We start from the raw sequence: 17,955 nt of genomic DNA on the forward strand, positions 1-17,955 counted from the left end.
GACTTTATCAAACCCCAGTTAACGACCCATTGGACACAGAATATGAGCAGAATTGAAGAAGCACTGGAAAAGGCCGTAAAGTCTCGCTCCGCGGGCAAGAACCATAATGGACGGATAAAGCCCGCCTCCCAAGCAGAAATGACGTCAGCGCCCCCGGGGGAGATTTTTACCCCTCCTCTGGGTGCAATATCCGTCAACAGCCCTACGCTGGTCGCGGCCACCGCCCCCCAGTCCTCCATAGCTGAAGAGTATCGCAAACTGAAGGAGATGGTCATCAAGCTGACCCGGACTGATCAGACAAAAAACACCTTGATGGTTACCAGTGCCATGGTCGGCGAAGGCAAGACCACGACTTCCCTGAATCTGGCCATCAGCCTGGCTCAGGAATTCGACCATACGGTGTTGTTGATTGACGCTGATCTCCGCAAGCCCTCCGTAGAAAAGTATTTGGATCTCAGCCCAAAACCGGGTCTGACGGACTGCCTCCTGGACAATGTCGCAATCCAGGATGTTCTGCTCAAGACCGGGATCGGCAGACTGATGATCCTGCCTGCCGGGCGGATTACCTCAAATCCGGGCGAGTTGTTTTCCTCGAATAAAATGAGCTCCTTGATAACGGAGATAAAACACCGTTACGCGGATCGATACATTATCATCGACACGCCGCCCGTGCTGCCTTTTGCGGAAACACGAATCATGAGCAGAATCGTTGACGGCGTGATTGTCGTGGTCAAGGCCGGGCTCTGTTCCCCGGAGGACATCAAGGAGGCACTTGATGCCATGCACGGTGCAAACATCCTGGGTCTTGTCTACAACCATGCAGCCTTTGACGCCATGAGCAGCAGTTATGCGTATTATTACAATAATTACGCGTCGCCTGTTCAGCATTAACCAGTTCCGGAGCATTTGTGTACGAAGATTTTTTCGGCCTTCGCGTCAAACCCTTTGATCTCCTGCCCAACCCGGAGTTTCTCTTCCAGAGCAAATCCCACAGGCGGGCTATGACCTACCTGGATTACGGCATCAAGGACCGCTCCGGATTTATCCTGATCACCGGGGAAGTCGGCTCGGGCAAGACGACCATCATCAGGGATTTGATCAAAAAGAAGCTGGACCGGGTTGTCCTATCCAAGGTTTTCAATACCAAAGTCAGCTCCGAGCAACTGATCTCCATGATCAATGATGATTTCGGATTGCCCGTGCAGGGCAAGGACAAGATTGTCCTGCTCCGGGAATTGAATGAGTTTTTGATACACCAATTCGCCAAAAACATGCAGCCCGTGCTGATCATCGACGAAGCCCAGAATCTCTCTCCAGAGCTGTTGGAAGAGGTGCGCATGCTCTCCAACCTGGAAACGGATCAGGCCAAGCTTTTGCAGATCATTCTGGTCGGGCAGCCGGAATTGAAAAAGGTTCTGGCCGCGCAGGAGATGCTCCAGTTGCGACAACGCATCAACATCAATTGCCATATTCAACCGCTGTGCTTTGAAGAGACCGAAAAATACATCCTCCATCGCCTGGAAATTGCCGGTGGCCGCGACGCGGCAAGGTTCTCCTCCGAGGCCCTGGCCCTGATCCATGCCCAGAGCCGGGGCGTGCCCCGACTCATCAACATCATCTGCGATTATCTGATGCTCTCCATGTACTCGGAGCAGACCAGGGACATGGATGGAAAGACCGCCCAGGAGATCATCAAGGAACTCGATTTCGAGCAGCAGTTCTGGGATGTCGAGGCCAGAAAGCCGGAGCCGTGCCCGGACCGTATCCCGGGGGAAACATCCGGAGAGTTCCAGCGGACCAAGGTGAAACTGTCCTTGTACCTCCGGGACATAGTCCACCGATTGGAGTTGTTGGAGAAAAATTCCGAGAAGTACGGCGAAGACCTCCTGCTGGGCATTCACGATCGGATGAACGATCTGGAAGCCTCCATGACCCAGCATTCCCTGCAATTTGAAATCCTGGCGGAAGAGATCAGCAATGGCCACTCCAGGAATACTCTCCAGGAAACGAGAACCGTTACCCCGGCGGAAGCAGAAAAATCTCGCCTTGCTCTTGCCGATGTAAAACAACCGGAGAAGGGCTTTCTCAGAGGAATGTTCGGCGGGCAAAAAGATCGTGGTACTGATCCCAGCCCTCATTATTTGCACTCATCCTGAAGGAATAGTGCAGGAGCAAGAATGAAATGCATGCGCACAGCCTGAAAACCGGATCGCAACGCAAGGAGCATCCCATGAATTGCGTGCAGAGGCCTCGATTGCCGCGTAAAATCTTCGTGCTGCTGGCAATGTTGATGAGCATGATCGCCACCATTCACCACGGTGAAATACTGGCCGCTGATTTTACCATTCGACCCTCCATCGCCATCAGCGAGGAGTACTCGGACAACATCGACCAGGAGCCGGACAAACGGTCCGCCTTCACCACGAAGGTCATGCCCGGCGTTGCGGCGAGATACAGGGCGCCGCTCTGGGACTGGAGGCTCAACTATGGGTTTGAGTATCGCTATTACACGGAGGAAAAGCGGGCCGCCGACGGCGGCATGGACAGGCATGACTATCGGCATGTCCTGAACGCGAGGGGACTGATTCGCATCATTGACAATCTGTTTTACCTTGAAGTCAGCGATGTCTACAAGCGGACGGACCTGAACGTGGTGCGTGCTTCAGGCGATCCCCAATTCAATGACGATCCGGAATCAGAGGCGGACCAGGATGATTCCGACATGGAGCCCCTGGTCGAGGAGATTGCCGGGGATGATGTCAAAGACAGGGATTCATCAGACCGCAACATTTTCACGATCTCCCCCTATTTTGCCTTCCAGCCCACGGCCCGCACCAGCCTGCGCACCGGATATCGGTATTCCAACACCTGGTACAAGGAAGATATTGCCAAAAACAGCCAATCCCACACGGTTTTCGCGGACGGGAGCTATCAACTCACCTATAAACTGGCCTTGACTTCCGGTTATTCCATGGTGGTTGAATATTTTGACGGTCATGACGATCAGGACCGCGAATATCGGCATAATGTTTATGTCGGCACGAGGTATGTCTTGTCCCCGTCAACCAGGGCCTTTGGCCGGGTCGGCACCACATGGAGGGACAGGACCGGCCGTGAAAACACCAGCGACCTGTTCTGGAGCGCGGGACTCAGTCATGCCATGGGCAGATACGTCGCCACACTGGGCACCACGGTCCGCTATGTGGATGATCCGATCAGAGACACAACCCGCAAGGAAACCGTCATTGGCGCCGGCTTGGCCCGGCAATACGACCGCGGGGCCGTGAATCTGTTCGCGTCCTATTCTGAATTCGAAGATCCCAAGGAAACCAAATACGCAACAGGTCTGACCGTCGGGCATGCCCTGACCCGGCGTCTTTCCGCCAACACCGGCTTGATTGCGCAACGTCGGGAAAATCAGCATCAAATCCGCATCGACGAATGGCGCGCCTTTTTCGGGCTGCGCTACCTGTTGACGCGGGATTTGGTCGCATCCCTGAAATATCAATACACGGACTCCTCTTCCCAAGACCCGCTTTCAAGGGACAACTTTCAGGAAAATCGGGTTGTTCTGGAGCTGCGCCTGCATTTTTAACAGCGTCGGCCGTATCTGCTCAAAAAGTCCGGACATACTCCACTGTACTGTGCAGCCGTTGTGCCAGGTGCGGCTCCCGCCTTATCCGGCCTACAAACAATCCCGGAATGACGGGAGAGTAGAGATTTTGATGTTGATGTAGGCCGGATAAGCGAAGCGCATCCGGCATCTGGCGGACGACCATCGCGGCATCTCCAACCATGGCCAAGGGTTCCACACAATGACGTTTTCCGAAGCTCTCCACAAGTTTCGCTTCCATCTTCTCCTTGTTTTGCCCGTGTTGATCGGGCTCTACTATTCCGTAGTCCCGGACATGGTCGTCCAATGGTCCAGTGATGAAAACTATTCCCACGGATTCCTCGTGCCCTTGATTTCGGCTTTCTTTTTCTACCAGCGGTGGGAACAACTCAGGGATACGCATGTCGCTCCGTCAAATTTCGGATTGGTCGTGATAGTCGCCGGCTTGTGCCAGTTGCTTCTCGCCTGGCTGGGCACCGAATACTTCAACATGCGCCTGTCCCTGGTGGTGCTGTTGTGCGGCATGACCCTTTTTTGGTTCGGGACCCAGGTGTTCAAGATCATGGCCTTGCCCTTGTTCTTCCTGGTCCTGATGATACCCATTCCCTACATCATCTACGATGCGGCGGCCTTTCCGCTGAAGCTCTTCGTCACCGAAGTTTCCGTGAGCACGCTCAAACTGTTGGGCGTGCTGGTCTGGAATGAGGGCAATATCATCATGTTCCCCAACACGGTGCTGGAGGTGGCGGACGCTTGCAGCGGGTTGCGTTCCATCATGTCCTTGATGGCCCTGGCCATGGCCTTTGCCTTCCTTACCCAGGAGAGCCATATCAAAAAGGCGATCATCATCGCCTCCGCCATTCCCATCGCCGTGCTGACCAATGCCATGCGCGTGATCGGCACCGGTTTTTTGGCTCAATACTGGGGCGCCCAGGTCGCAGAGGGTTTTTTTCACGATTTCGCCGGATTTGCCGTGTTCGCCGTGGCCATGGTTCTCCTCCTGGGGCTGGGCGGACTGCTCAGTTTCATCGGGAAAAGGGAGTGAACGGCGCGCGTCATTGCCAGACGCCGTCACTGTAACCAGACAAGGAGAAGGACAGATTTGTTCTTGCACTACGGGCGCTCTGAGTCTGTATCGAAATCGAAATCGAAATCGTGATCGAAATCGATTTCTGGTAACTTTCCGATTTCGATAGCGATTTCGATTTCGATGATTGCTGGCCCACCCTGGAGGTTCCCTTTAAACATACTGCAATCTACCGCTCTGAAATTATAAAGATTTTGCAGAGAACAAAATGGCCCTGAGACAAGGAGAAGAACGTGTTGACCACGAAGCGATTCGTCATTGTGTATATCCTGCTCTTGCTCGGCATACTGTATATGCATGCGCATGCCGAGACCGTGATCCCGTTGAACAAGCCCTTTGCGCAGTTTCCCACCGAGCATCAGGGCTGGCGGATGATCAACGAATATGAGTTCAGCACGAGGGTATTGAGTATTCTCAAGCCCACGGACATCATGAACAGGACATATGCCCGGGATGATGGTCGTCATATTGACCTGCACGTGGGGTTCTATGATGGCGGCAAAGAAACCGGGGGAATCCATTCACCGAAGCACTGCCTGCCGGGGAGCGGGTGGTTTCTTCGCTCCAGCGAACATGTAGCCATGGAGATCGGTTCGGACACGGTGCACATGGTTCAGGCTGTTTACCAGCATGGTGAAGCAAGCGAACTGTTTTTGTACTGGTTCCAGGTTCGGGATCGATCCTTGAACAACGAGTACGCGCTCAGGCTGGCGGAGATAACGGGCGCCCTGTTGCATGGTCGAAGGGACACGGCTTTCATTCGAATATCCTCCCGGTTTGACGGCGATTCGAAGCAGGCCATCAAGCGATCCCAGGACTTTGCCACGGATTTTTATCCCGTTATCCGGGAATTTCTGCCGTCATGACATGGATTTATTTTCTATAAATCCGGAGGATCGCGCTCGTGGTGCTCCAGACCTTTCTCTCCCTGGCCGCGATCCTGACGGCCATCGGCATGCCGCTTTACGTGCTGGCCCGCGGGCGGGGGTCCTGGAGCCTGGCGTGGCTGTTTTTCGCCTTGGTCGGTACGGCATCCCTGGAGCTGTTTGACCTGCTGGCTCTGCGCGATCCGGAAAGCCTGCCTCAATGGCGTCGCCTGGCCATGTTTGCCGAGGGAATCCTGCCCATGGCCTGGCTTGGCTTCAGTCTGTCCTTTGCCAGGAAACCGGGCATCAAGAACGTCTCCCTTTTCCAGATCGCCTTTCTGGCGCTGACCCTGACCTTTCCGGTCATGGTGCTTTCCCATTCCTTCGAGAGCTTCTACTTTTCACCCGATTTCGCCGTTGAGAGGCTGTTGTTCCTCTCCTCGTCGGCCTTCGCGTTTTACGTCGGCCTGTTCCTGTTTCTCGTCCTGCCCCTGATCAACCTTGAGACCACCCTGGCCGAGACCAGTCACGGCGACCGCTGGAAAGTCAAACTGGCCCTGATCGGTTCCGGAATCGTCCTGGTTGGTCTGATCTTCTATTTCAGCCAGGGGTTGCTCTTCAGGACCATCAACATGCAGTTGATTTCGCTACGTTCAACGGCATTGCTTCTGGGCGCGGCCCTGATCGGTTATTCCCTTCTACGGCGTAACCACGAGGTCGGAATTATCCTGTCCCGGCAAATGGCTTTCAGGTCCGTAGTTCTGCTGGCTGTCGGTCTGTACCTGCTGGGACTGGGGCTTCTGGGGGAGGGACTGAAGCATTTCGGACCGGAGTTTCCCGGCGTTTTGGCGGCGGTGCTTGCCCTGCTTGTCGGAACCCTGCTGCTGATCGCCCTGTTGTCCGAAACGGTGAAGCGCAAGATCCGGGTCTTCCTGGTCAAACACTTTTACAAAAACAAGTATGATTACCGCCTGGAATGGCAGAAACTCACGGATCGACTGTCCAGAGCCAAGACCAGGGATGAGCTGTACGCCGCAGTGCTCCAAAGTTATCGCGACACGTTCGGCATGGGCCGGGTCGCCCTGTTTTTGCGCGATCACGACACCAATGTTTTGCTGTGCAGCTCCTGTTGTGAAATGAAAACTCCGCAGGTTGTTTTCAGCTCCGACGATCCCCTCCTGGCACCCATGTCCGCGCAAGACTGGGTCCTGAACCTGAAAGAGAAGCCCCTGAAAACCCAGACCAGCGACCAGGCTGATTTTATCCGGGAAAACAGGATCGTCCTGCTGACGTCATTGCATATCGGTGGTCGTTTGGAGGGCTTCATCTCCCTGGGTGCTCCCCTGGACGCCCGAGAAATCTACAACTTTGAAGACTATGACCTGATCAAGGCCATGTCCCGCCAAGTGGCGCTGGCCCTGCTCAATTTTCACCTGGCCGATCAGTTGGTCCAGGCCCGGGAAATGGAGGCAGTGGGGAAGGTTTCCGCCTTTGTGGCTCATGATTTGAAAAACCTCGTCTACACACTCTCTCTGGTTCTGGACAATGCCAAAGACTACATCGCCGACCCCGAATTTCAGCGGGACATGCTCCAGTCTTTGGGGAACACGGTCAACAGGATGAAGGTGTTGATTGCCCGTCTCAAGGAGCTCCCTGGGACTATCAGTCTGAACAAGCAACGGGTCGATCTTCGGAATTTGGTTGAAGAGGCGGTGAGTACAGTTGTTGAGACGGCACCCGTTACGATCGTCGGGGATTCCGTGTTGGTGGTGGCGGACCGGGAGGAATTGCACAAGGTTCTGCTCAATCTGTTGCTTAACGCCTTGGAGGCCACGAAAAATAACGGTCCTATCAGTGTGGCCGTGGTCCGGGAGAATGGCCGGGCAGGATTTCGCGTCACGGATGCGGGATGCGGGATTGACCAGGATTTTCTGGCCCAAGGCCTGTTCACACCCTTCAGGACCACGAAACCTGGCGGATTGGGCATCGGTTTGTATCAATGCAAACAGATCATTGCCGCCCATGGCGGCCGGGTCGAGGTGTTGAGCGAGAAGGGCAAGGGGGCCGCTTTTACGGTTTGGCTTCCGCTTCGCGATGAAGAGAGGGGCTCTGCAATGAGTTTGACCCGTGAAGCCGACGAGGGAGTTCGCGACGACGTTGAAAAGCGGAGCTGATTGATGATTGAGGTTCTTTTGCTCGGACTCGACAACCCTGAATGCTCCCATCGCGGTCAATGATCCCAAGCGCACAATACCTGGGCGATTCTTTTGCTGGCTTGTCCATCCCAAAGACTTGGAACACGAGAAGGTTTGCATTTCCCGGCCATGATCTGGTCCACTGTCCGGCGCAGCAGCTCCATGTCCGTCCCGATCAGGACATTGCTGCCCTCCTCCATGGTAATCGGGCGTTCCGTGCTGGTGCGCAGCGTCAAGCAGGGGACTTTCAAGGCCGTTGTCTCTTCCTGCAAGCCTCCGCTGTCCGTCAGCACCATGACGGCGTCCTTCCAGAGATAGAGAAAATCATCATATCCCAGGGGAGGGAAAAGAATGATGCCGGTTTCGAGAGGATCGTCCGATTCTTGCGGTGAGCGTATTTGTTGCAGCAGGCCGAATGCTTCCAGTTTTGCCCTGGTTCGTGGATGACAGGGAAAAACGATCGGAAGGCGTTCGCTGACATCCATCAAGGCCGCGATGATCGGTTGAATGTCTTGCGGTCGATCCACGTTGGCTGGCCGGTGCAGGGTCAGGCAGGCATATTTTTGGGGGAGCCGTTGCTTGAACCGGTACATGTTCAGCTCAGCGGGGTCCTTTTTCTGAAGCCGTTGCAGCTGGTAGAACAGATTGTCGATCATGACGTGCCCCACGAAATGCACGTCCTTAGGCGCCTTGCCTTCCTGCAACAGGTTTTCCGTACCGTTTTTCTCCGTGGTGAAGAAAATATCGCTGATGGCATCCGTGGCCAGTCGGTTGATTTCTTCGGGCATGCTCCGGTCTCCCGAGCGCAAACCAGCTTCCACATGCACCAGACAGATGCCCATTTTCTTGGCGACGAGACCGGCGGCAATGGTTGAGTTGACGTCGCCGACCACCAGGACCATGTCCGGATTTTCCATGTCGCAAACTTGTTCGAATTTGACCATTACCGCCGCGGTTTGTTCCGCATGTGTCCCCGAGCCAACCTCCAGATTATAGTCCGGCCGGGCAATGCCCAGTTCGGTAAAAAAAGAGCCGGACATGTTTTCGTCGTAGTGCTGGCCAGTATGCACCAGGATCGGCAGTATCGATTGAGCATGATTTTGCTTCATTTCTCGTAAAATTGGCGCAATTTTCATAAAATTTGGTCTTGCTCCAGCCACCATCAGAATCTTTGTCATGTTGAACACCTGTTTGGTTATTGCATGAATATGCACTTGATCTCCGAATAGAGATCAAGATCGTCAACGACACCATCAGGAAGACCATCGAGCAATGCAGGCACATCAGGCTTGCGTTGAATATCGTCGATAAAGATATCAAGAAACGTGCCGTTCTTTTCCTTGCGAAGTCTTCGGTCATCCAAGTCCGACAACATTGATCTTTTACGATGCTTTTCGTCAATTATTGAATTGGCGTGTGGTATTTATTTTGCAAAGTCGAGCATGATTTTGAAGTGTTATTTCCTGATTTAAAATGAGATTTCGTAATAAGCACAGCATGTTGATTTATCCAAATGATTACGGTTGCCACGTCTGATTTATCCAGGATGAGAAGAGTGAAAACAGTAACCGTATGAATATAATTGATATTAATACAAATGATAACAACGACGCAGCATAATTTCTGTCCAGCAGTTCAATCTATATTGACCGGATTGTCCAGATTTTCCGGACAAGGAGTTTTGTTGCAAGGCCGTTATTGCTTGCCAGAAGGGAAGCCATGTCCAGCATAAATCAAAAATATGCATCGAATTCAGGCTCCACGAGAGAGTGGCGAAATATTGTTCCGTACCGAGGCAAAGTGCGACGTGAGCACAGGGAAGAACTGCTCGGGCAGACCGGCATGGTGCTTTGGTTCACGGGGCTGTCCGGATCTGGCAAGTCCACCATCGCCCATGCCGTGGAGGAGCGGCTGCACGCGCTGGGAAAGCTGACGTATGTTTTTGATGGAGACAACGTCCGCCAGGGGTTGTGTCGGGATTTGAGCTTCTCTCCCGAGGGGCGTGCTGAAAACCTGCGACGTATTTCCGAAATGATTCGGCTGTTCCTGGATGCCGGGATCATCTGCCTAACGGCTTTTATTTCCCCCATGCGCACGGACCGGGGAAAGCCCAGAGAACTGATCAACTGTGGTCGATTCTTCGAGATCTACGTCAAATGTCCGCTGGAAGTATGTGAACAACGCGATGTAAAAGGACTCTACAAACTGGCCCGCTCTGGCCAGATCAAAAACTATACCGGCATATCCGCTCCCTACGAGGAGCCGTTGGATCCGGACTTGGTGCTGGAGACACACAGATGGTCACTGGATGAATGCGTAGAGAAAATTCTGCAAGCATTTTTCAAAGTCCCCTCATGCCCCTGACAGTCGCCAAGGCCATTGTAAGTGACGTTAACAATAGTGATTGGTATACAGGATATCCAATACACAACATAGATATGACCATGGCGTCGAAAGATATTATATGAAAATTATATTCATACTATCAATGTTTTTTATATTCTACACGTATATTATTTATCCGTTTATTTTGTTGATTCGGTCAAAACTCTTCCCAAAGCCAATCAACAAGCAATATTGTGATATTTTGCCGATGGTTTCCATTGTCATCGCAGCGAGAAATGAAGAGAAAAATATTGAAAAGCGGATCAACAATCTTCTTGAACTGGACTATCCATCAGCCCGTTTTGAAATCGTTGTTGTCTCGGACGGTTCGGATGACAATACCAACCAGATCGTGCGGGAATGTGCGGCACGAAGCGCGCTGGTCAGGATTTTTGTCTGCGCACCATCCAGAGGGAAAGCATCTGCATTGAGCAAGGGCGTTCGTGAAGCACAGGGAGAAATCATCGTTTTTGCCGATTGTCGCCAGTGGTTCGACAGACGAGTCGTGATGGAGCTGGTGGCTAATTTCAACGACCCACAGATCGGCTGCGTCAGCGGAGAACTGGTTTTCGTTGAGCAACGTGCCAGCACAATCCAGAAGGAAATGGGCGTATATTGGCGTTATGAAAAGATGGTCCGGAAGCTGGAAAGCCAGGGCGGTTCAGTTGTTGGCGCAACGGGTGCCATCTATGCGATTCGCAGAGAACTCTACAAAGATATTCCGGCAGAGACGATTCTTGATGACGTCTTGCTCCCGATGATCATCGTCATGCAGGGCCAGCGATGTGTTTTTGATCCTTCCGCTGTCGCCTACGACACGGTTTCCAAAGACATGCGTTCTGAAATGACCAGAAAGATTCGTACGTTGGCTGGCAATTGGCAGCTACTGAAGATTGCGCCGGAGCTGATGTCGCCGCTTCAGGATTCAATCTGGTGGTGTTTCTTGTCCCACAAGATATTCCGACTCCTGGTTCCGTTCTGGATGCTCTCCGTGTTTTTCGCGAATTTTTTCCTGGCGGGTCTGTTTTTCACCATCACGCTTGTCGCGCAACTGGTATTTTATGGTGTAGCGGTTGCTGCCTATCTCAAGCCTGAATTCCGTGAATTGCGTCCGATAAGTTTAATCTACTTTTTCGTCAATCTGAATTATGCGGTACTTCTTGGGACATGGTGCTTTTTTTCTGGCAATACAGCTAAGACATGGAGAAAAGTTGCGTAATGCGTTGCTATGGAATTCCTGGTAGTCGTTGTGCTTACAAAGGGGATGTCTACGATAAATAACGTGTTTCCATATCGTTACATGAACGTCGGGCAATGGATAAGAGAAAAAAAACGCATCCAATACTGGTGGCGAGTATTCTTAGGATTTTTGCAACAATCTTAATTTTCGTTTTTCATTACAGGGGGTTCAGTAAATTACCAAATGATATACCAATTGATAAAATTGGCATAACGATTTTTTTGCTTCTTTCAGGATACTTTTCTTTTCAGCCGAATATTCCTCCTGCTTCGTGGCTGATTAAGAGAATCAAGCAGATTATGATACCCTATTGGTCGGTCATATCCATTGTTTTGCTTGTCAATGAGATTGTCGGTTACAAGACAACAGATTTTTTTACAGCAATAATTATTTTTTTTGGAGGAAGCCTGTTCGTAAAAGATCCTGTGTATGTCATATCATGGTTTATTACATATATTTTAATATTATATATTTGTCTTTTTATATACTTATTGATTGATAATATTTTTTTAAAATTAGTATTCATCGTTTTTTCAGCGATTTGTTTAAATTTTGCGGGGATAAAGGATTACCTGTACTTTTTTAGTTTTTATGCTGGTTATTTTGTACATGCATTTTTTAAATTGAATTTTAATGGTACGTCAAACAAATTATTGAATAAGATTAATTATATTCTGTATCGTATCCAAGGACATTCATACTCATTTTTTTTGCTTCATGGCGCTATTTTAAAATTGGTATTCGGCGTTTTCATGTTTAGAGGTACGATGGCATTTATGATATCTTTCTTGATGACATCAACTGTGTCTATATTTCATAAAATCATCTCAGAAAAAATAGAAAAATTTTTGGAATATTATGAAAATAACATTGTCACGCGTATCTCGCATCCTTGAAATTTCATTAAACGAGAAAATGTAATGAACACATCTCACTCATTAAATGGAAAAACAGTTCTGCATGTGCTTGATAGATCAATTCCAAATCTCAGCGGTTACAGCATCAGAAGCAAATACATTGTCGATTTCCAGGCCAGGAACGGTTTGAGTCCTCTTGTGGCGACAACGCCAAAGTACGAAAGAACTGTTGCTCATGAACAAATCAATGGTGTTGAATATCACCGTTCGTATGAGAAGCCTGGGAAAATAATGCGGATTCTGCAAAAAATTCCTTTCCTCAGGGAACAGTGCATGATGCTCCAGGTTGAGAAAAGGATTGAAGAATTGGTGCAAACCAGACAGGTCGACATTATTCACGCGCACTCCCCCTCGTTATGCGGTTTGCCTGCATTGAAAGTCGCTCGTCGCATGAACAAGCCCATGGTTTATGAAGTCAGAGCTTTCTGGGAAGATGCGGCAGTGGATCGAAAACGATTTGCCGAGAATTCCCTGAAGTATAGAATCAGCGGCAAGATTGAACAAAAGCTCTTCGATCAGGCTGATTGCGTTGTCTGCATCTGTGAGGGGCTGAGAAAAGAGATTGCTGAAAGAAGGTCGAAGCCAGGGTTGTCGATTGTCCCTAATGGCGTTGACGCCAGTGTCTTCATTCCACTTGCGAAATCGCAAAAACTGATCGCAAAATATCATCTCCAAGGGAAAGTCGTCATTGGATTCATCGGTTCTTTTTTTACCTTTGAAGGGTTGGCGGATCTCATCCAATGCATTCCCAAGGTCAGCCACGGACAGCGCGATGTTGCTTTCCTTCTTGTAGGTACTGGTGTTGAAGATCAAAATTTACGAAACCTCGCCGAAAAACTGGAACTGGACGGACGAACCGTGATTTTTACGGGCCGTGTCCCCCATGAGGATGTTCCGGAATACTATTCAATAATTGATATCCTGGTCTATCCAAGGATTAGCAAGCGGATCACCGAACTTGTGACCCCTCTCAAGCCGCTCGAAGCCATGGCCATGGAAAAAGCCGTCCTGGTCAGCGATGTCGGCGGACTCAAGGAGTTGGTCAGCGATGGACAAAACGGATTTGTCTTCAAGGCGGGTGATATCAACGACCTCGCGGATAAACTGATCTACTTGGCAAGTCATCTTGGTCGCTGCCGGGAGATTGGCCGCCAAGCCAGGAAGGATGTGATCGCAAAACGCGACTGGTCCGTAGTCGTTCAGGGCTATTTTGAGATCTATGCGGGATTGTTGAACGGCAAAACGCAAACACAGTAAATTGCCAGGCTCCTGAGCAATGAAGAAAATACTTGTGATTACAATGCTGTACCCCAGTCGGGAGAGCCCTCATTTTGGCGTGTTCATCAAAAGAGAGGTCGAGTCGATGGCTGGGCTGTATTCGCAGAAAGTAATCGTGCCCATTCCCTGGCGTTTCTCCCATGGCAGGGACTCAGCATTGCCGGGAGATCGGCATGATCGTGATGCACGAAATGGCATCGAAGTCATTTACAAAAAATACTTTCCACTTCCCGGCGCTGTATTTTTACCGGCAAAAGGAGTCTGGTTCTATCTGTTCCTCGTGGGTCTGATCAGGAAAATCCAGGTTGATTTTGATTTTGATCTCATCCATGCGCACAATGCCTACCCAGAAGGATATTGCGGGTTACTCATCAAAAATGAATTCAAGAAACCGCTGATCGTTTCCTGTCGCGGTAATGATCTGAACAAGCTGCCCGAGTCGTTTGTTCTGCGGCCGATGATCAGGCGTGTCCTGAACAATGCCGATGCCGTCATCACCGTGTCCAAAAGCCTTGCCAGGAGAGCCGTCGAACTGGGGGCGGATCCGGAAAAAATATCTCTGATGCCCAAGGGAGTAGACATGGATGTATTCAAGCCCATGTCCAGGACGAAGGCGCGAGAAAAGCTCAATCTCCCCATGGACAAGACAATAGTCCTTTCGGTTGGTTGGTTGATCACCAGAAAAAATCCTTTTTCATTTACGAAGGTCCTCTTGGACTGCACCGTCGCGGAGCGTGAAAATCTACTCTTTGTATGGGTTGGTGAAGGTCCAAGGCGAACTGAGTTGGAGCGAGAGATCAAGGCCAACAATCTTGAGAAGCACGTCAAGCTGGCGGGAAGAAGGGATCCGGCTGAAATAGCAATCTGGATGAACGCCGCGGACATATTTATGCTGGTCAGTTTTTCAGAGGGCATGCCGAATGTCTTGTATGAAGCCATGGCTTGTGGAGTGCCAGTCGTCGCGTCGAATGTTGATGGTGCCTCAGAGGTTGTCAATCATTGGAAAAATGGATTTTTGGTCTCACCATATGATTACAAAAAGATGTATGAATACATATTGTTGCTCAAAAATGATCCGGGATTGCGAAAGAATATTGGATCTAATGCTCTGCGATACATGAAAGATAATAATTTGTATTGGGAGAAAAATGCAAATTGGCTTCGAAATAAATATGAATTAATTATTAGTAGTGATGCTAGCGAGGCTAATAGAAATGAATAGTGTTGTATTTTTGTCGTTGGGCGTAATGTTCGTGAGTCTGATAACCGTCATAAATCCGTTTTATGCCTTGCCATTTTTTATTTTTGGACATTTTATCGAGCCAATACAATTTTTCCCAGAACTTCGAACGTATAATCCAAGCTTATTATTGGGATATGCAGTACTCGGAGCTTGGATACTGCATGTCGTTTTTACAGGGAATTTTATTGCGGCTAAGAACAAGCTTGTTGGACTTGTACTTGTTTTTATTGCTTGGACATTTATTTGCTCTATAATTGGATCAAATGCAACATGGAATGACCAAATGATGTTCATAAGAAATGTCATGCCGTTTTTTCTTTTTGTCTACATGGTGAAGACAAAAAAGCAAGTCGTTATTGTTGTTTGGGTCTTGATGTTGATGGGAGGTATAGCTGCATTGTACGGTTTGTATTGTTTGAAAGCTAACATTGGCGTTAGAGATGAAGGAATTGTGAGAGTAACAAGTTTTATGTCAAATCCAAATGCATTTGGAAAGACACTTGCTCTTTTAATACCAATTACAATGGGGTTGTTGTTAAGTAATTATATGTATAAAACGAAAATAATTTTGTCTGGAATATTAATTTTGTTGATAACTGGAGTAGTTATTACATATTCAAGGACATCAATGATTGCAATGTTGTTGTGCTTATTCTTGACACCAGTAATGTATTTCAAGGGGAAAAATAAAATTATCGCCTTTATTGTTACCTTGGCTCTTGTACCGGTGTTCTATTATGCCTTTCCTCTTGAAAGAGTTAAATGGAGGGCGCACAACAGGCTGATGACGACATTTCAGGCAGAATCAGCGGCGGAGGTTGATCTTGGCAGGGTGGAGTCAGCAAGGGCGGGGTGGATGATGATGCTCCAAAACCCCATTTTTGGCGTAGGCATAGGTGGATTCGGTCATGAGTATTATCAGCTTGCACAACAATCAGATGATCTTGAGTTGGTTGAAAGCAGATATGGAGAACGTGGTTTAAGTGCGCATAATCTCTATGTGCAGGTGGGAGGACAATTGGGGGTTGTTGGGGTCGGTTTGTATTTTTTGTTGATTGTATATGCCTATCGAAATGCTATAAAAGCAGAAAAAATGTTTGAAAAATCTGAAGAAGGCACGCTCTATGCGTTATCCCGTTCATTAAAAATATTTATAATAGCATTTATGGTAATCGGAGTTACGAGTAGCGGATTAGGAAACAAGCTGTTTTGGATTGTTATTGCTCTTGTGATAGTTCTTAGAAGGTTGGCGAATGATCAAAATATTAAAATAAATCATTATGAAACGATAAATGCTGTATAAAGTTGTGCAAAGAATTAATTTTTTAGAATTAATAATGATATTTTATGAAATCAATCATTTTTAAAAAAAAATGGCGTAAATTGTACTTTATGCTGATGAAAATTAATATTGAATGTAGATCAGTTTTTGTTAAAATTAATCCATCTCCAATATTTATAATTGGAAACCAAAAATCGGGGACTTCCGCAATTTCAGCATTGCTTGCATCTGCAACAGGATGCACTGTAAGCATAGATCTGTCAAAAGAGTGGCTGTATAAACGTAAGGGATATTTACTTGTTAAAGAAGGTAAATGGACCTTTGCGGATTTTGTTGAGCGGAACAAACTTGATTTCTCAAGAGACATTGTCAAGGAAGCAAATTTGACATTGTTTTATGAAGATTTGGTTGAGACTTTTCCGCAATCGAAATTTGTATTTATTGCAAGGGATCCAAGGAGCAATATCAGAAGCATACTTAATAGGATCAAAGTTCCAGGGCATCTCGAGTCTCTGGAAAGATGGGATCAGAAACCGCATATCGCCATTGGTTGGGAAAAGGTTGTAAACGGTGCATGGCTTGGACTTGACGGCGACAACTATATCAGCATGCTGGCACAAAGGTGGAATTTAATGTCCGATGTTTACATTCAAAATAAGAATTCCATCATCCTTTCACGATATGAAGATTTCCTGGTTGATAAAATAGGAGAAATCAAGCGAATCGCAGGAAGATTACATCTTAATCCCCATTACGATATATCCAATAAAATTAACATACAGTACCAGCCGAGAGGGAACAGGGAAGAGAACCTGCGATTATTTTATGGTATAAAGAATCTCGAAAGAATAGAAAAAATTTGCCGAAACAATATGACTCTTCTTGGTTATTGCCGGTAAGTTTTGTTATATGAAATGAGTGCTCACAAGGCCGTTTGTTGTCTGAATAATTAAAATGATAGTTATTTAATAAGATGAATGATATATATGAAAAATGTCATTATACTCTGGACAGGTGGTTTTGATTCAACATATCAGTTGCTGCAGTTGTTGACTGTTGATAAAGTTAGCGTATCGCCAATTTATATTATTGATGAAGAGCGTCGATCAACATGTGCTGAGATGATATCGATGAAGAGAATAATGTCGAAATTAACAAAAAAATTTCCATATGTTATTGATCTTTTGTCACCTATACAATACTTTTCTATGACAGGTATTGTTTCAAACAACATTATATCCGATGCTTTTAAAAGAATCAGAATGAAATCATTTATTGGTGGGCAATATGAGTGGTTGGCCCGTTTCTGTGATCAAAACAATATGACTGATATGCAGTTATGCATTCACAAAGACGACAAGGCTCATGATGTTCTTGTTGATGTAGTCATTGCAGATCCTCTCAAAAGTTGTCGAGTTAGTAAATCATTCAGTGACACAGATGAATATACACTCTTTAAATATTATACATTCCCAGTGTTCAGCTTGACAAAAATCGAAATGATGGCTCTTGCCAAAGAACAACACGTTGAGGAAATTATGAATATGACATGGTTTTGCCATAGTCCGCATAAAAATATGATACCTTGTGGAACATGCAACCCCTGTATTTATACCATGGAAGAAGGGCTTGGCCATAGGTTGCCTTATGCAAGTCGTATCAAGTCATATATCACGAAATATGTCGCAAGGCCGACAAAATCGGCAGCAAGAAGAATTATCGCTCGACTTGCATGAAAATTTGTATGCATATTTTTAAAGAATCCTGGCCCAGAGGACCAGGATTTAGGCCACCCCTGAAAGGGGTATGCACTGCCTTGCTCCCTGAGGAAGCAAGGAGTAGCCCGCAA

15 protein-coding genes are annotated in these 17,955 nt (G+C 48.1%); 14 read left to right on the forward strand and 1 reads right to left on the reverse strand.

Annotated features, from left to right (window positions below; genetic code table 11):
* Window positions 1-42: 42 nt before the first annotated feature.
* The 6 genes from AC559A_RS09955 to prsK all read left to right on the forward strand — a co-directional run bounded on the left by AC559A_RS09955 (window position 43) and on the right by prsK (window position 7,740).
* Window positions 43-891 carry an XrtA-associated tyrosine autokinase gene (locus tag AC559A_RS09955; RefSeq protein WP_498817809.1) on the forward strand — a complete coding sequence of 283 codons (849 nt, stop codon included), beginning with the start codon at window positions 43-45 and terminating at the stop codon, window positions 889-891.
* Between the two features lie 17 nt (window positions 892-908).
* Window positions 909-2,156: an XrtA/PEP-CTERM system-associated ATPase gene (locus AC559A_RS09960; RefSeq protein WP_498817810.1), complete on the forward strand. Its 1,248-nt coding sequence runs from the start codon at window positions 909-911 to the stop codon at window positions 2,154-2,156.
* Between the two features lie 74 nt (window positions 2,157-2,230).
* Window positions 2,231-3,595 (forward strand): outer membrane beta-barrel protein, encoded by a 1,365-nt coding sequence (locus tag AC559A_RS09965; RefSeq protein ID WP_498817811.1) that lies wholly within the window; start codon window positions 2,231-2,233, stop codon window positions 3,593-3,595.
* A 220-nt stretch (window positions 3,596-3,815) separates the two neighbouring features.
* Window positions 3,816-4,658 (forward strand): exosortase A, encoded by an 843-nt coding sequence (xrtA, locus tag AC559A_RS09970; RefSeq protein WP_498817812.1) that lies wholly within the window; start codon window positions 3,816-3,818, stop codon window positions 4,656-4,658.
* 275 nt (window positions 4,659-4,933) lie between these two features.
* A complete protein-coding gene (locus AC559A_RS09975) occupies window positions 4,934-5,566 on the forward strand; it encodes an exosortase C-terminal domain/associated protein EpsI (protein ID WP_028571768.1) in 633 nt (210 codons plus the stop codon).
* Between the two features lie 38 nt (window positions 5,567-5,604).
* Window positions 5,605-7,740: an XrtA/PEP-CTERM system histidine kinase PrsK gene (gene prsK, locus AC559A_RS09980; RefSeq protein ID WP_498817813.1), complete on the forward strand. Its 2,136-nt coding sequence runs from the start codon at window positions 5,605-5,607 to the stop codon at window positions 7,738-7,740.
* A gap of 56 nt (window positions 7,741-7,796) precedes the next feature.
* Here the strand turns inward: prsK and wecB are convergent, their stop codons facing one another.
* A complete protein-coding gene (wecB, locus tag AC559A_RS09985; RefSeq protein WP_498817814.1) occupies window positions 7,797-8,939 on the reverse strand; it encodes a non-hydrolyzing UDP-N-acetylglucosamine 2-epimerase in 1,143 nt (380 codons plus the stop codon).
* 541 nt (window positions 8,940-9,480) lie between these two features.
* Between wecB and cysC the strand changes: the two genes are divergently transcribed.
* The 8 genes from cysC to AC559A_RS10025 all read left to right on the forward strand — a co-directional run bounded on the left by cysC (window position 9,481) and on the right by AC559A_RS10025 (window position 17,842).
* The gene (gene cysC, locus AC559A_RS09990) at window positions 9,481-10,125 is read left to right on the forward strand and encodes an adenylyl-sulfate kinase (RefSeq protein WP_498817815.1); all 645 of its coding nucleotides are present in this window, start codon (window positions 9,481-9,483) and stop codon (window positions 10,123-10,125) included.
* A 100-nt stretch (window positions 10,126-10,225) separates the two neighbouring features.
* Window positions 10,226-11,365 (forward strand): glycosyltransferase family 2 protein, encoded by a 1,140-nt coding sequence (locus AC559A_RS09995; RefSeq protein WP_498817816.1) that lies wholly within the window; start codon window positions 10,226-10,228, stop codon window positions 11,363-11,365.
* A 95-nt stretch (window positions 11,366-11,460) separates the two neighbouring features.
* Window positions 11,461-12,282: an acyltransferase family protein gene (locus AC559A_RS10000; RefSeq protein ID WP_498817817.1), complete on the forward strand. Its 822-nt coding sequence runs from the start codon at window positions 11,461-11,463 to the stop codon at window positions 12,280-12,282.
* Window positions 12,283-12,306: 24 nt separating this feature from the next.
* Window positions 12,307-13,560 carry a glycosyltransferase gene (locus tag AC559A_RS10005; protein ID WP_498817818.1) on the forward strand — a complete coding sequence of 418 codons (1,254 nt, stop codon included), beginning with the start codon at window positions 12,307-12,309 and terminating at the stop codon, window positions 13,558-13,560.
* A gap of 19 nt (window positions 13,561-13,579) precedes the next feature.
* Complete coding sequence (locus tag AC559A_RS10010) at window positions 13,580-14,803, forward strand: glycosyltransferase (RefSeq protein ID WP_498817819.1); 1,224 nt, start codon at window positions 13,580-13,582, stop codon at window positions 14,801-14,803.
* A 31-nt stretch (window positions 14,804-14,834) separates the two neighbouring features.
* Window positions 14,835-16,127 (forward strand): O-antigen ligase family protein, encoded by a 1,293-nt coding sequence (locus AC559A_RS10015; protein WP_498817820.1) that lies wholly within the window; start codon window positions 14,835-14,837, stop codon window positions 16,125-16,127.
* Between the two features lie 44 nt (window positions 16,128-16,171).
* Complete coding sequence (locus tag AC559A_RS10020; protein ID WP_498817821.1) at window positions 16,172-17,005, forward strand: sulfotransferase domain-containing protein; 834 nt, start codon at window positions 16,172-16,174, stop codon at window positions 17,003-17,005.
* Window positions 17,006-17,092: 87 nt separating this feature from the next.
* Window positions 17,093-17,842: a 7-cyano-7-deazaguanine synthase gene (locus AC559A_RS10025; protein ID WP_498817822.1), complete on the forward strand. Its 750-nt coding sequence runs from the start codon at window positions 17,093-17,095 to the stop codon at window positions 17,840-17,842.
* Window positions 17,843-17,955 lie beyond the last annotated feature (113 nt).

The organism is Desulfonatronum zhilinae (assembly GCF_900182865.1).
Classification (GTDB): domain Bacteria; phylum Desulfobacterota; class Desulfovibrionia; order Desulfovibrionales; family Desulfonatronaceae; genus Desulfonatronum; species Desulfonatronum lacustre.

Bases quoted from the DNA above. Each gene is read 5' to 3' on its own strand.
- AC559A_RS09955 (WP_498817809.1), top strand. From the start codon at position 43: ATGAGCAGAATTGAAGAAGCACTGGAAAAGGCCGTAAAGTCTCGCTCC.
- AC559A_RS09965 (WP_498817811.1), top strand. From the start codon at position 2,231: ATGAATTGCGTGCAGAGGCCTCGATTGCCGCGTAAAATCTTCGTGCTG.
- xrtA (WP_498817812.1), top strand. From the start codon at position 3,816: ATGACGTTTTCCGAAGCTCTCCACAAGTTTCGCTTCCATCTTCTCCTT.
- wecB (WP_498817814.1), bottom strand. From the start codon at position 8,939: ATGACAAAGATTCTGATGGTGGCTGGAGCAAGACCAAATTTTATGAAA.
- cysC (WP_498817815.1), top strand. From the start codon at position 9,481: ATGTCCAGCATAAATCAAAAATATGCATCGAATTCAGGCTCCACGAGA.
- AC559A_RS09995 (WP_498817816.1), top strand. From the start codon at position 10,226: ATGAAAATTATATTCATACTATCAATGTTTTTTATATTCTACACGTAT.
- AC559A_RS10000 (WP_498817817.1), top strand. From the start codon at position 11,461: ATGGATAAGAGAAAAAAAACGCATCCAATACTGGTGGCGAGTATTCTT.
- AC559A_RS10005 (WP_498817818.1), top strand. From the start codon at position 12,307: ATGAACACATCTCACTCATTAAATGGAAAAACAGTTCTGCATGTGCTT.
- AC559A_RS10010 (WP_498817819.1), top strand. From the start codon at position 13,580: ATGAAGAAAATACTTGTGATTACAATGCTGTACCCCAGTCGGGAGAGC.
- AC559A_RS10020 (WP_498817821.1), top strand. From the start codon at position 16,172: ATGAAATCAATCATTTTTAAAAAAAAATGGCGTAAATTGTACTTTATG.
- AC559A_RS10025 (WP_498817822.1), top strand. From the start codon at position 17,093: ATGAAAAATGTCATTATACTCTGGACAGGTGGTTTTGATTCAACATAT.